This window comes from Bacillus sp. ISL-35, from assembly GCF_018613355.1.
Taxonomy (GTDB): Bacteria; Bacillota; Bacilli; order Bacillales; family Cytobacillaceae; genus Mesobacillus.
Genome location: NZ_JAGGQK010000002.1, coordinates 292,348 through 306,089, shown reverse-complemented (window position 1 = coordinate 306,089; position 13,742 = coordinate 292,348). Strand labels below are relative to the sequence as shown.

Genomic DNA, 13,742 nt, shown 5'->3' with positions numbered 1-13,742 from the left:
AGCGGAAAAGAAAAAGCCAGGAAGAATCCTGCTCAACAGGAATATGAGTTTAAAGCTGAAGATTGTATCTTTGAGTATCATTTCAATACTTGTCCTTGCAATGGCAACGACTTTCTATGCCCAGCATACGATAAAGTCCAGTAATTTCAATTCTATGGAAGCTGAACTCACTACGATTTCAAGCTTGTTGTCGGATCAGGTTTCAGTAGGAAAAGCACAGACCATCATTAGCAATCCATCCAAGAACAATCCGGGTGTCACCTCGCTGCAAAAACAAATGGACCAAATTCTTAAGGAAAACCCGTTAATACATAATCTCTATTTGATCACCTTGGATGGAGAAAAATTCATAGTCCCTACAATGAGTTCTGCCATGATGACGGATGAGCTCACATACGGTTCACAATATTCAGGCGGCAAAGCATTCGACCGGGCCGCACTGGAGGCTTTTAAGGAAAACAAGAGAACGACAACTGAAATTTACAAATCGGATACTGGGGAAAAAATGACCGGATTTGCCCCAATCAACGACATGGGCGGAAAAACAATCGCCTTATACGGGGTTGAGTTTGATGTATCTCAAATAAATAAAAAGATCAATGGTGAAGTTGCCGGAATTTGGGTCCTGTCCATCATTATCCTGCTCCTTTCAAGCGCAGCAATGTATTTCCTGGTTTCAAGACTGATTACACCATTGAATAAAATCAAAAACCTGACCTCAAATATCGCAAATGGCGATTTGTCACAGGATGACATCAAGGTCCGTTCAAAAGATGAGATCGGTGCACTGGCTGAAAGCATCAATACGATGACTGCTTCACTCCGTACATTGGTTTCACAGGTTCAGGCAAGCACAAAGGAAGTTACCAATGAAACAATGGGGTTGTCAAGTGTTGCTTCCAGCTCTGTTGATGCCATCAGGGAATTGACTGCAGCGAACCAGCAGGCTGCTGCAAGCACACAGGAGCAGAATGCCAATATAGAGGAAATGCAGGCAACTTTGGAAGAAATCAATGCAGGAATTGAAGAAATCAACGCTTCCGCACAACAAGCAAGCTATATCGCTAAAAATTCAACTGCCACTTCCAGGGAAGGCACGAAAAGAATCGATGAAATGCTGGAGGGACTGGAAGCAGTTGACGAGAATACAAATCAACTGGCTGATATCATCACGGAACTTGAAAAACAGTCTGATAAAATCACCCAGTTTGTTAAGATCATCAATACGATCTCAGACCAGACAAACCTGCTGGCATTGAACGCAGCCATAGAAGCTGCAAGGGCTGGTGAACATGGAAAAGGTTTTGCAGTGGTCGCAAATGAGGTCAGGAAACTTGCTGAAGAAAGTGCGAAGTCTGCTGCAACGATTATTTCCATTGTAAATGAAAATGTCCAAAATACACGTAATGCAGTAGATTACATTGTCAAGACGAGAGAAGCAGTACAATACAATAAAAACTTATCCGTTCACGCCAAGGATACACTGAAAGAAATATATGAAACAACATTGGAGATCGAGGATAACTCGAGCAATATTGCTTCTGCAATTGAACAGCAGGTCATTGCAATCGAACAAATCACAAACTCACTCGATACGGTCTCACAGGCATCCCAGCAAATTGCCGCAGGTACAAGCCAGACAGACCAATCAACACAGGACCAGTTGAGAATCGCTGAAAATGTGAATGAAACAACTAAAATCCTCCAACAAACAGCATTAGAGTTGGAAAAGTTGACTGGCAGATTTAAATTATAAGCTTCTGTTGTAATGACAAAAAAAGTCCATAACAGCATAAAACATAAAAAGGATGCCTGCGGGCATCCTTTTTATCTCCTCCTAAAGCCTTCTTCTTCTAAATATTGTTTGGCTTCATTGTAAGAAAGAAATGTACCATCCAGATTCAGTCCTGCATACACATTCCACATATCATCTTCATGGACCAGAATTAGTGTGTGGTTTTCTGTATTGACCCAGCGTTCTTCTTCATTGTCCTCTATGATGGCTGATTCAATTGTATTGTTACCAGAAAGGGACTTAATCGAAAGTTCAATGATTGATCTAAGCTCTTTCGCAGTAAAATCGCGAATATTCACCATCCCCTTCGAATCCGACTCATATCCTTCTAAAAATTCTCCATAGACAAACCCATTCCCATTTGGATGTAAGTGATAGACCACATTTTTCTTGTCATAGATGCTATCTGCATAATGGAAGTTAACACGGTTCATAGAAACATTTTTTCGTTCCAGCTCCTGGAAAGATTCAATGATTGAAAGTTTTTGTTCAAAAGTCAGCATAATTGCCTCCAGATTAATGACAGATTTTATGATTCTGTTCATTATAACATTTGGCAAAGACTTAACTAAAAAATTCTTTTCAAGCATTATATATGTTACAAAAACTAAAATAAGTTATAATTAAGTTACATAAGGAGGGGCATCGATGCAAACAGTAAGCCCGATTAGATCCAGATCTCAAATTGAACTTATGAAGGAATATCTAGAAGCACACTCCACCAGAGATTACAGTCTTTTTTTGCTGGGAATCAACACCGGCATCAAGCTGCAGGAATTATTGAACCTCCGGGTACGCGATATCCGTGATGATGAAGGAAATATCACAGAATTCCTTTCAAGCCCTCAATACAGCAACCCTCCCATCTACTTGAATCCATCCATTAGGGAGATTCTTTCAGGATACTTAAATGAAGATCCTTTCATTGAAACAGACTATCTTTTTAAGTCGCGAAAAACTTCTGCACCAATCACGCGACAACAGGCATACCGAATCATCAATGCAGCCGCAAAAGAGGCCGGTGTCACGGAACCGGTAGGGATGACCACACTCAGAAAAACATTTGGATATCATGCCTATTCACAGGGGATAGCCATTTCTCTTATCCAGAAAAGACTGCAGCACTCATCTCCCTCCGAAACGATGCATTTCATCGGATTGGACCAGTATTCAGTAACAGTCAACATAAATATCAACTTATAGTGAGGAGGATTTCATTGAACGAACAGGTTTTAAGCACAGATTCATTTATATTACTTTTGGCTTTCTTATTCATTGTCGGTGTAATTACGACTAGATTTTCGACCAGACTGGGGGTTCCCTCGCTGATTTTCTTTATCATGGTCGGGATGGTCATGGGCAGCGATGTCCTTGGCATCATTTATTTTGATAATGCAGCATTGGCGCAAATGATCGGAGTCATTGCTCTTGTTATCATCCTGTTTGAAGGTGGATTGCAAACAAATTGGAAAGACGTCAGGCCAGTGATCGTTCCATCATTGTCTCTCGCGACAGCAGGAGTGTTACTTACCTCTGGAATTGTTGCCGTCGCTGCAAAACTGATTCTGGACGTCGATTGGCTGGAAGCGATATTATTTGGTGCAATCGTTGGTTCAACCGATGCTGCGGCAGTATTCGCAGTCCTCAAAGGCCACAATATTTCTTCAAAATTAGGTTCTACCCTCGAAGCAGAATCTGGTTCAAATGATCCGATGGCTGTATTTCTAACTGTTGCAATGATCGAGCTTATTACGATGCCTGATGCGAGTATCCTGAAACTGATCGGGGATTTCTTTTTACAGATGGGACTCGGCCTGATTTTGGGCATCCTATTTGGCCGTGTCGCAGTTAAAGCCTTAAACTCCATTAATCTTGATTCAAGCGGCCTGTACCCGGTTTTTGCCACGGCTTTTGCCTTGCTGACTTATGGAATAACCGCGTTCTTGAATGGCAGCGGCCTATTGGCTGTATATATTGCAGCGATCATCATCGGAAACGCTGAGATTGCTTATCGCCATTCCATTTTCCGTTTTTCAGAAGGCTTTGCCTGGATGATGCAAATCCTTATGTTTGTCATTCTTGGATTGCTCGTATTCCCCTCTGAATTATTCAAACCGGGTATTTTAATTAAGGGAGTTTTACTTTCAATAATCCTGATGGTCGTAGCAAGGCCTGTAGCCGTATTTATCTCGACCATAAAAATGGGTTACTCTCAAAAAGAGCGGATTTTCCTCTCCTGGGCTGGACTGAAAGGCGCAGTCCCAATCATCCTGGCCACCTTTCCATTACTGGCAGGAATCGAGGATAGCCATCAGATCTTCAATGTTGTTTTCTTCGTTGTATTGACAAGCGCCCTGATTCAGGGAGCCACCATACCCAAGTTAGCGAATAAACTTGGATTGAACGGACCAAAGAAAACAACACCAATGCAATCGCTTGAACTGGTTTCCCTCGGAAAAGCGGATGCTGAGATGATTGAATATGAAATGGAAAGCGATCATGCAATCGTCGGCAAAACACTTTTGGAAATTTCTTTGCCAGAAGGCACACTTGTCAACGCGATTATCCGTAATGGCAAACTGATCGCCCCGACAGGCAATACAGTGATCATGGCAGGAGACTTCCTTTACATTTTATCTGCCAGGAAAAATAAACCTCTGCTGAAAAAGCTTCTAAAGGAAAAATTAGCTTATAAGCAAAATACCCTAAAAATATAATGAGGCTCTTTTCAAGACAAAGTTTATGCGTCCTTTCCGGAATCTGATCCGGAAACATTTTCTTTATGAGCCCCGAAACCAAAAAAAACAGTGAGGATCGATTCCTCACTGGTTTTTCAGGCTTATGTCTTTATTTTTTCCACGAACATAATTTGCATCTCTTTTAAAGTACTTTTGTAATCAAAGTCTTCTAGGATTGTCGCCTGCAATGTGACCCCATTTACCATCGCCCAGAAAATATCAGCATAAGTGGCTGGATCTAGCTGACTGTTGAATTCCCCGGATACCTGCCCTTCCTTAATGATGCCCGCTAACAATGATATAAAGAAATCTTTATATCTCTCTGTCAAAGATTTCTTTAATTCAGGATTTCGTGTCGAATAAAGCCTGAACTCGAAATGTACAAGTGCCTGATCCTTGTTCTCTGCATCGTTCGGGTCATTAGCCAAATAGGCATCGACCAGAAAGTCAAGCTTCTCCAAAGCAGTATGCCTTTCTGCGATCGCCTTCGCGAATTTCGTGCCTGACTCACTGGTCTGGCCTTCCATTAGGGCAAGGTATATTTCATCCTTGCTTTTGAAATAATTGTAGATCGCCCCTTTGCTCAGGCCAGATTGTGCGACAATGTCATCCACAGTTGAAGATTCAAACCCCTTCTTGGCAAAACAAGCATGGGCACTTTGCAAAATCTCCTGCCGCTTCCTTTCCTTATACTCCTCTGAAACAATTGGCGCCATTTTTTTAACCTCTATTTCCAGCTAATATGATAATTTGTATACTTTGCTGTACTTGTCTTCGAGATATTCCACCAAATAATCCGCATTCAGTTCTTCACCGGTAGCTTTAACAATCAGCTCGTTTGGTGTATAAAGCATTCCATATTGATGAATGTTTTCCTTCAACCATTTTTGGATCACGGCAAAGTCACCTTTTTCGATGCTTCCGTAAAACTCAGGCACATCCTCTCTAATCTTGTTAAGGATCTGTGCTGCATACAAATTTCCTAATGAATAGGATGGGAAATACCCAAAGCCCCCAAACGACCAGTGAATGTCCTGAAGTACTCCCTCGCTGTCATTGGAAGGGACAACTCCTAAATATTCATTCATCTTCGCGTTCCATATTGCCGGAAGATCCTTCGCTTCTACTTCCCCCGCAATCAATGCCTTTTCAATTTCGTAACGGACCATGATATGCAGATTATATGTCAGCTCATCAGCTTCGACCCGGATGAATGATGGCTGAACGGCATTGACGGCACGGTAGAAATCATCCAGTTCGACATCCCCAAGCTGCTCAGGAAAATGTTCCTGCAGCTTCGGATAAAAGTGTTTCCAGAATTCCTCGCTTCGGCCTACCATGTTTTCAAGGAAGCGTGACTGAGACTCATGGATGCCAAAAGAAGCCCCTTCCTGCAGGACTGAATCTTCGAATTGCTGGTCAATGTTTTGCTCATAAATACCATGACCGGCTTCATGGATCGTGCCAAAAATGGCCGAACGAACATTATGTTCTAAATATCTTGTGGTAATCCGTACATCTCCAGTATTAACCGTCTGCGCAAATGGGTGAACGGTCTCATCCAATCTGCCAGCATTCAGATCAAAGCCAATCAGCGGCAAAATATATTGATTGAACTCTTTTTGTTTTGCTACTGAATACGGCTGGTCAAAAATTTCTACTCGCGGTTTATACGCCGCCTGTTGGATCCGCTTTAGCAAATCAGTGCTTGATTTTCTTAATTTATCAAATAAAGGATCCAGCTTTTCAACAGTCAAGCCAGGTTCATACTCATCCAGCAGCGCATCGTAGGGATGATTTTCATAGCCATAGATTTCAACGGCTTTTCTTTTAAAATCAACGATTTTTTCAAGGAATGGCAAATATTTCTCAAAGTCATTATTCTCCCTTGCCTCTTCCCAGGCATCATTAGCCCGTGATGTCAGCACGGAAAAATCCTTGATCATTTCTGCGGGAATACTCTTGGAACGGTTATAGAAATTCAGTCTTTCACGAACCTTCGCTTTTGCCGCTTCATCAAGATAAGCTTCTGCTTCTGGTGAAGAAAGTGCGTTTAACAGTTCTCCCATTTCCTCTGATACGGTCAGTTTGAACGCTTCTGTCCTTAATGTACTGCTGGCTTTAGCGAAAATAGACCGCCCCTTCTTGGGAGCGATCACTTTCTGGTCCCAGCTAAGCAATCCTGAAATACTATTAAAATGTGATATTTTTTCATCCAGCTCCGTGAATTTTTCCAATGCTGAAATGATTGGTTGATTCATCACTTTTTGTTCCATGATATCTCCCCCTACTTTTAAATAAACTATCCAGTCGGTTTATTATAATCTATATTACATTGTTTTTTCAATTATCACAAAATTATTAATAAATATTTCTAAATTCTTGCAACCTTTCATAATTTTACTACGTCGAATAAAAATATAATGAAATTTTTTCCAAAGGAGGACTTATGCATAAATTCTTTCATTACATCCTATTATCACTGACCTCAATAGCAGGTCTGCTCTTTTTTATGTCATTTCCTGCGCTTTTTACATTCAGAGGAGGCGATAGTGAGCACCTTGGCATTAAACTGTCCGCTTTTTTAAAAGGGTTGGCAGAAACATCTGCACAGTTAATCAAGCCATCCAGCTGGCAATTTTTCGAAGGATGGTTCCGCGAAACAGTGATCGACAGGTATACATATTCCATAGAAATCATTTTTGTAAGTCTGCTATTCACTATTTTCATAGGAAGTTTGATCGCTTATGCATTTATGCACCTTTCTTATTCTCATCGCTCCAGGGTCAAACATTTCCTGAATTTTTTTGAGGGATTGCCTGATTTACTCGTTATTTTCATGATTCAGATGGTCTTGTTCACGCTATACCGAGAATTTCACATCCGCCTGGTTACGATGTATGGGCTGGCCGGGAAGGAACCGCTCATTTTTCCGATGATCATCAACTCCATTCTCCCATCATTGTTTCTCGCTCAATTCCTGATAAAAATAATGGAGGAAGAATTCGAAAAACACTATATACTGCTGGGCCAGGCGAAAGGTTTATCGAAAATGCAGCTCCTGTTTTTCCATCTGACCCGTAATATAGTGCCGGTTGTGTCCATCCACTTCAAAACAATCATCTACCTTGTGTTAACCAACATGGTGCTCGTTGAACACATGTTTGTCCTTGATGGATACATACAAGAACTGTATAACCTTATGATCGAACAAGGAGCTTCACCGGCCAGCATATTGTTTTATGTAGGTGTATTTATGCTTCCAGTGTTCATTGTGGAGCGACTAGTTACTTTTTTCGGTAAAAATGCCGGGAAAGCACGGGGGTTGAATATATGAACAGGATCCTTAAGCTCGTGAAGATGAAAGGCAATCCCCAGAATAAGAAAAACGGCTTAGCCAGGCTATTAAGGGAAATTAAAACCTTGAATATGAACAAAGCAATAAAAGGGCTGGGAGCCGGAATAAAATACTTATTTTATAGATTCATAGCACTCCTTCACCATCTCAATAACCTGAAACACAGGAACTTTAAAATTGGTGTTGCAATCCTTATTCTATTGTTCGCGGTCAGCTGGTTCACTGAACCAATGCCTGAAAGCAACGAACCATTAATTTTTGATGAGAACGGCAAATTTGTCGCAGCACCTCCAGCTCCCCCTTCCCTAACGTTCCCGCTTGGAACCGATCTAGGTGCAAGGAGCATGGTGAACCTGGTACTTGTAGGGGTTAAATACACACTTGGAGCCGTAATCGGCATCACTCTCGCTCGGCTCCTTGCAGGAATCCTGCTGGCGCTGTTGACGGCGTTATGGTACCCGGGCTTAAAACGGTATTTCAGTGCCTTCTTTTGGCCATTTCGGTATATACCGCCATTGCTGGTCGGAATCATTCTGATCATCCCTGTGGCCGCGATGCCATTGGGAATTTCTGCAAAAATAATATTAGAATATCAAATACTGGTTTTGATGATGGTTGGTCTTCCTGGAGTCTATTACTTTATCCTGGATATGATGGCTGAAATCGAAAAACAGCCTTATGTATTGAGCTCCACACTGATGGGCGCAAGTAAATTCCATACTTTGGTCAGGCATGTCTGGCCGAATATCAAGACCCATTTATTGTTGTTATTCACCCAGCAAATTATATCCGTTCTTCAGCTTTTAACATTCATGGGAATTTTTTCGCTTTACCTTGGCGGGCCTCACCCGACAGCACTGACGAATGAACCACGGCTGATTTATCGAACAATATCGAATGAACTTGCAGGTATGGCGGGCCAAAACTTCTGGTTGATCAGGAGAGCGCCATGGATGTTTTACAGTCCGGTCCTGATCATCGCATTCATCGCAATCACCGTGAACTGGATGAAAAAAGGGATTGAGGACCATATTGCGGGGGTAGTGCCTGCCACACAAAGGGCTGGATCGAATGCAGTTGATGTTGTTAAATCAGATGATACCGGCCTTTCTAAGAAATTCGTATTGGTTGGCGTCCCAGAGGAGCCTGAAGAGGAATTTAGAGAGAAGAAATATATTAGTGATGTAATTCGTGAAAAGCTCAGAATTGCACGGAGTTATCTGAATCGATACAAGGTTTACCGCATTACGGATAAGTTTTTCGTAAAGGCTGCAGGTTATATATCAGAATACCCTAAGCCTGTCTTCACCACATTGTTGACCGCATCGCTCGTACTTTGGGCGGGTTTATTTTCGTACGCTGAGTTGATCGGGAATGAAAAGGCAAAGAAAGAAGAAAGCAGCGTGGGTGCATCAGCTGAACCGGAAAAAGCTAAAGACCTATTTAGCTACAGCTATACCAATAAGGAGCATGAGCCTGTCGAATATAAAGCTGAACTGACTTACCAGGATGCTGACGCAACATTAAAAGGAAGCATGCATGTTTCCACAACAAATACAACCGGTGCTGACCAGGATAAAATTTATTTTCACCTGTATCCTAACCAGTTTAAAGATCCGATTGATGGACCTGAATGGGAATTCATCCGAGGGCCATCACCAACGCCTGGCTGGATTGAGATTGAGGAAATCAAAGTGAATGAGCAAAAGGCAGATTACAGTGTCGATGGAACGATATTAGAAATTAAGTTGGGCGATTGGGCTGACAAGGCAACAGCCGAGCTGGACATTCAATTCAATTTCCAGCTCCCCGTGAATTATAGCAATGCAAGCTATGATTATGCAGCAGTATGGCTCGGCAGCTTCCTGCCAACTCAGGCTGTATATGATAAAAACGGCTGGAACCTGGATCCTTATTCACCACTCGGTTCCCCTTTCTATAGCGAAACTGCCAACTATGATGTGACCATAAACGCGGCTGCCAAATACGAAATTCTATCGAATGCCGAAGAAGCGAATGCTAAAATTGAAAACGCAGGTGATAATCAGAAATATCACGTCAACTTAGAGAATGTCCGTGACTTTTCTGTCGTCCTCCTGGATAAACAGTACTATCAAACTGAACGGTTCATGACTCGCAACGATACACTTGTGAACGTATGGTACCGCCCTTCCATCGACAAACAGGAGACTGCAAACAGGAATGCAATGGGTGCCGGCCAATCCATCGATTTTTTCGAGGAATTTTACGATTCGCTCTTGCCTTATAAAGAACTGGATATTATCCGAACTGGGGAAAGTAACCCACAAATGGCTTACCAGGGAATGATTTTTTCACCTGGTTACAATTTCGCCGACAATAGTTTTACTTCTCTGGGCATGACAGATGGAGTCATCCGACAATGGCTGTCAGGATTGGTCGGAAGCAATGGATATAAAGAACCCTGGGTTAATGAAACTCTCGTTAGCTATTCCTTGAAATCTTATATGGGTGCAAGAGGCTACCAGGCCAGCAGTTCTGCGGAAGAACAAATTAAGCAGCAGGAAGAGATTGCGAGAATCCAGAAAGAAGGCCAATACTTAAGCAGCCCATTGAGCGACTTTAAAAATTTGAATGATTACTCCGTTATGATGGGAATCCAAGGTTTCAATTTGTATGCAGAACTGGATTACCTGGTCAAAGCCGGAAAAGTTGATAAAGCCTTGAAACAATATGTAAACGAGTATACAAATAAAAATGCATCTGGACATGATGTGATTACCCACTTTGAAAAAGCAGGCCATCCACAGGCAAAAGGATATTTTGATAGTTGGCTAAAGCCTGAGGGAAAAGAATAGTATTTTAGTTTTCGCCTGAGCTGTTGGAGTTTGCTCAGGCGTTTTTCATTGGCAAAGGAAACGATTGTACAGATTGATTTACACAGAAACTACAGTTAGTCTGAGGACTTTGGCCCACTTCGGACAGCTTTTGCTTGTTTAACCTGAATCCTGTCCGAACTCAGGGTTACTTCGGACAGCTTTTGCTTGTTTACACTGAAACCTGTCCGAACTCAGGGCTACTTCGGACAGCTTTTGCTTGTTTAACCTGAAACCTGTCCGAACTCAGGGCTACTTCGGACAGCTTTTGCTTGTTTAACCTGAAACCTGTCCGAACTCAGGGCTACTTCGGACAGCTTTTGCTTGTTTACCCTGAAACCTGTCCGAACCCTTATGCTCCGTCAATTAATAATAAAAAACCTTTTATGATCAGAGATGATTTTTTTACATTATTCATAATAAGTATCACAAGTCCTACCAGTTGATACATAATTCTTCTTTAGAATTCTAGTTATTGTCTTCTTGCTAACTTTTTCTTTGCACCATTCATAGATTATCTGCGTAGTAATTTTAATTTCAGGAAAAAGCACTTTTAATTCCTGGATATATCGCAGAACGGCTTGATCAATCCTTTCCTGTTCACTACATTTACCGCAGACTAAGTCATAGTTTTTAATCACTGTATTAAAAGACCCACAAGCCCTGCAATGCATCCCCTTTTCCAACCGATCATAATCATATTCGGGCAGAGTGGTAAACGGATTTTTATCCTGGTGCAATGAGAGCAATTTTTGGGCGAGTAATTTATAGTTTTCGTCTAACTTAGAAGGTGTATCATTTAGTTCTTTTAAAAAGCGGTTGATCTGGGTTGGTAGGATGATTGGTTGGTCCATTGGGGCTTGGTAAAGTGTGAATTCGGGATTGTTGAAAACCACAGAGGCCTGGACGAGTTAATTTAATTTGAGGTTCTGAAGGAGTTGGCGAAAGAGTGTCTCGCTTCGCTTTAATTGTATGACTGGATTTCTGTATTCTTTGCCACTTTTCAATGAGTAAAATTTGTCTGATTCCAGATAAAAATCACCTTCGTGATATTTCACATCCAATAGATGTATCAATCCCCCAGAGATTATTACCTTATCAATTTGAAAATAAGAATTGTTCACCTGTAGCAGAAGGTCATCTATTATATACCTTTCCTCAGAGAGCTGTTCAGTTAACACATCAAATTCAAGCTCCCCTCTATACCCTTTTTCCAAATTCGCATAATGAAATTTATCCCCGGCAGTCAACTCCATTCGCGTATTCAGATAGCGCATAACTACTAATTCCTTAGATTCACTTCTTTTTTTAAGTAACATACTCCACTTCCTTTCTTTAAGCTTATTTTAATCTAAACTGCCATTTGTTTTTGTGAATGTTTCGTTAATTTTTTCGTAGGTATTAAAAAAAACCGCCTGGAATCATTCCTCCAGACGGGTTTCCCTTCTTATTCTTCCTGCTTAATTGCTGCTTCGATCCTGTTTTCGGTCTTGTTTTCGCGAATCTCGTCTGCCAGTGCATCGATGCTGTGTCTGACATTGGCTTTTCCTGAGAAGTTCTCGATTAGTTCTTTTACGTCGATACCTGATGATGCTTTTAGTGATTCCTGGAGTGTCGACATCAGGTTTGTGGCATAGCCTGTTACTTTGTTTGCTCCGCCATTGGCCTCACTGCCGCCTGTATCGACAACGGTGATCTTGTCAATATTGCCAAGTGGTGCTGCCACTTGCTTCGCGTATTCAGGAAGCATTTTCACAATCATGTCGAGGATTGCGGCCTGGCCGAATTGTTCGAATGCTTCTGCAATTTTTTCTTTCGCTTCTGCTTCTGCAAGACCTTTCAGGCGGATGATTTCAGCCTCAGTTTCACCCTGTGCCCGCTCAGCTTCAGCTTTTGCAAGACCATCCATGCGGACTTTTTCTGCTTCGGCACGGGCCATTGCTTCGATACGATATTTATTTGCATCAGCCTCAGCGATTTGCCTTGCTTTGTCAGCTGCTGCAGATTGTTCAACAGAATAGCGGTCTGCATCGGCTTTTTTCTTGACCTCGGAATCATACTGGCGTTCACGGCGCAGGATTTCTTTTTCCTCGAGCTCGATTTGCTTTTGGCGCTCGATGATCTTGACTTGCATTTCCTGCTCTGTTACTTCCTGCTGGGCACGGGCATTTTCGAGGTCATATGCCTGGTCGGCACGTGCCTTGGCAATGTCTTGCTCACGTCGGAATTCAGCCATTTTCAATCCATTGATTTTTTCAGCTTCGGCGATTTCAGTCGCACGTTCAAATTCTGCTTTCTTGGCTTCTTTATCTGCTTCCGCTTTTTTGATGCGTGTTTCTTTTTCCGCATCAGCAGTTGCGATATCTGCATCACGTTTTACCTGGGCAATTCGAGGTTTACCAAGAGAATCAAGGTATCCATTTTTATCCCGGACATCTTTAATCGTAAACGAAACAATCACTAACCCCATTTTTGCAAGGTCCTGGGAAGCAACACGCTGGACTTCCTGGGAGAATTTATCACGGTTTTTATAGATTTCTTCTACAGTCATCGATCCTAAAATCGACCGGAGATGCCCTTCTAATACTTCCTTCGCTTCATTTTCCCTGTCTTCTTTCGTCTTGCCAAGGAACTGTTCGGCAGCTGTGGCGATTTCACTGATGGATCCTCCGATTTTGATAATCGCGGTACCGTCAGCCATAACCGGTACACCCTGTTCTGTGTAAACCTCCGGAGTTGTTACCTCAAGCTTGCTGGACAGCAGGCTGAGCGGACGTGACTGCTGGAACACCGGGAAGATGAACGTACCGCCACCCCTGATGATTTTTATCTTGTTACTCGATTCATCTGTGTGCACATTGCGGCTTCCGAGGAAGCTTCCTGTTACAATCAGTGCTTCATCCGGTCCAGCCGTTTTATACTTTGTGATGAAAACGGCGACCAACGCGATGATTAAAAAGACAACAAAACCAATAACAATAAACATTAGATCCATA

General features: G+C 42.1%; 11 protein-coding genes. 5 read left to right on the top strand and 6 right to left on the bottom strand.

Annotated features, from left to right (window positions below; genetic code table 11):
- The first annotated feature begins 43 nt into the window (after positions 1 to 43).
- Positions 44 to 1,756 (top strand): methyl-accepting chemotaxis protein, encoded by a 1,713-nt coding sequence (locus J7E38_RS04710; RefSeq protein WP_483297157.1) that lies wholly within the window; start codon positions 44 to 46, stop codon positions 1,754 to 1,756.
- A 71-nt stretch (positions 1,757 to 1,827) separates the two neighbouring features.
- Here J7E38_RS04710 and J7E38_RS04705 read toward each other — a convergent pair whose 3' ends face one another.
- Positions 1,828 to 2,298, bottom strand: a complete 471-nt coding sequence (locus tag J7E38_RS04705; protein WP_214709952.1) for a hypothetical protein — start codon at positions 2,296 to 2,298, stop codon at positions 1,828 to 1,830.
- A gap of 145 nt (positions 2,299 to 2,443) precedes the next feature.
- On the opposite strand from J7E38_RS04705, the gene J7E38_RS04700 reads away from it, so the two are divergent.
- Positions 2,444 to 2,998 carry a tyrosine-type recombinase/integrase gene (locus J7E38_RS04700; RefSeq protein ID WP_214709953.1) on the top strand — a complete coding sequence of 185 codons (555 nt, stop codon included), beginning with the start codon at positions 2,444 to 2,446 and terminating at the stop codon, positions 2,996 to 2,998.
- A 14-nt stretch (positions 2,999 to 3,012) separates the two neighbouring features.
- A complete protein-coding gene (locus J7E38_RS04695; protein ID WP_214709955.1) occupies positions 3,013 to 4,512 on the top strand; it encodes a potassium/proton antiporter in 1,500 nt (499 codons plus the stop codon).
- A gap of 122 nt (positions 4,513 to 4,634) precedes the next feature.
- On the opposite strand, the gene J7E38_RS04690 is transcribed toward J7E38_RS04695, so the two are convergent.
- Positions 4,635 to 5,249, bottom strand: coding sequence for a TetR/AcrR family transcriptional regulator (locus J7E38_RS04690; RefSeq protein WP_214709958.1), 615 nt, complete (start codon positions 5,247 to 5,249; stop codon positions 4,635 to 4,637).
- A gap of 21 nt (positions 5,250 to 5,270) precedes the next feature.
- A complete protein-coding gene (locus tag J7E38_RS04685) occupies positions 5,271 to 6,809 on the bottom strand; it encodes a carboxypeptidase M32 (protein WP_214709960.1) in 1,539 nt (512 codons plus the stop codon).
- Between the two features lie 173 nt (positions 6,810 to 6,982).
- Between J7E38_RS04685 and J7E38_RS04680 the strand changes: the two genes are divergently transcribed.
- On the top strand, positions 6,983 to 7,870 hold the full coding sequence (locus J7E38_RS04680; protein WP_214709962.1) for an ABC transporter permease subunit: 888 nt from the start codon (positions 6,983 to 6,985) through the stop codon (positions 7,868 to 7,870).
- A complete protein-coding gene (locus J7E38_RS04675) occupies positions 7,867 to 10,728 on the top strand; it encodes an ABC transporter permease subunit (RefSeq protein WP_214709964.1) in 2,862 nt (953 codons plus the stop codon). The genes J7E38_RS04680 and J7E38_RS04675 overlap by 4 nt, the downstream gene beginning before the upstream one ends.
- Before the next feature lie 428 nt (positions 10,729 to 11,156).
- On the opposite strand, the gene J7E38_RS24285 is transcribed toward J7E38_RS04675, so the two are convergent.
- The 3 genes from J7E38_RS24285 to J7E38_RS04665 all read right to left on the bottom strand — a co-directional run bounded on the left by J7E38_RS24285 (position 11,157) and on the right by J7E38_RS04665 (position 13,741).
- Positions 11,157 to 11,600 (bottom strand): hypothetical protein, encoded by a 444-nt coding sequence (locus J7E38_RS24285; protein WP_214704825.1) that lies wholly within the window; start codon positions 11,598 to 11,600, stop codon positions 11,157 to 11,159.
- Positions 11,601 to 11,657: 57 nt separating this feature from the next.
- On the bottom strand, positions 11,658 to 12,065 hold the full coding sequence (locus J7E38_RS24280) for a nuclease-related domain-containing protein (protein ID WP_214704826.1): 408 nt from the start codon (positions 12,063 to 12,065) through the stop codon (positions 11,658 to 11,660).
- Between the two features lie 128 nt (positions 12,066 to 12,193).
- On the bottom strand, positions 12,194 to 13,741 hold the full coding sequence (locus tag J7E38_RS04665; RefSeq protein ID WP_214704827.1) for a flotillin lipid rafts scaffold protein FloT: 1,548 nt from the start codon (positions 13,739 to 13,741) through the stop codon (positions 12,194 to 12,196).
- Position 13,742 lies beyond the last annotated feature (1 nt).

What these genes read in the sequence shown, in the direction of transcription:
- J7E38_RS24285 (WP_214704825.1), bottom strand. Translation starts at nt 11,600, where the DNA reads ATGGACCAACCAATCATCCTACCAACCCAGATCAACCGCTTTTTAAAA.
- J7E38_RS04690 (WP_214709958.1), bottom strand. Translation starts at nt 5,249, where the DNA reads ATGGCGCCAATTGTTTCAGAGGAGTATAAGGAAAGGAAGCGGCAGGAG.
- J7E38_RS04665 (WP_214704827.1), bottom strand. Translation starts at nt 13,741, where the DNA reads ATGGATCTAATGTTTATTGTTATTGGTTTTGTTGTCTTTTTAATCATC.
- J7E38_RS04710 (WP_483297157.1), top strand. Translation starts at nt 44, where the DNA reads ATGAGTTTAAAGCTGAAGATTGTATCTTTGAGTATCATTTCAATACTT.
- J7E38_RS04705 (WP_214709952.1), bottom strand. Translation starts at nt 2,298, where the DNA reads ATGCTGACTTTTGAACAAAAACTTTCAATCATTGAATCTTTCCAGGAG.
- J7E38_RS04700 (WP_214709953.1), top strand. Translation starts at nt 2,444, where the DNA reads ATGCAAACAGTAAGCCCGATTAGATCCAGATCTCAAATTGAACTTATG.
- J7E38_RS04680 (WP_214709962.1), top strand. Translation starts at nt 6,983, where the DNA reads ATGCATAAATTCTTTCATTACATCCTATTATCACTGACCTCAATAGCA.
- J7E38_RS04685 (WP_214709960.1), bottom strand. Translation starts at nt 6,809, where the DNA reads ATGGAACAAAAAGTGATGAATCAACCAATCATTTCAGCATTGGAAAAA.
- J7E38_RS04675 (WP_214709964.1), top strand. Translation starts at nt 7,867, where the DNA reads ATGAACAGGATCCTTAAGCTCGTGAAGATGAAAGGCAATCCCCAGAAT.
- J7E38_RS24280 (WP_214704826.1), bottom strand. Translation starts at nt 12,065, where the DNA reads ATGTTACTTAAAAAAAGAAGTGAATCTAAGGAATTAGTAGTTATGCGC.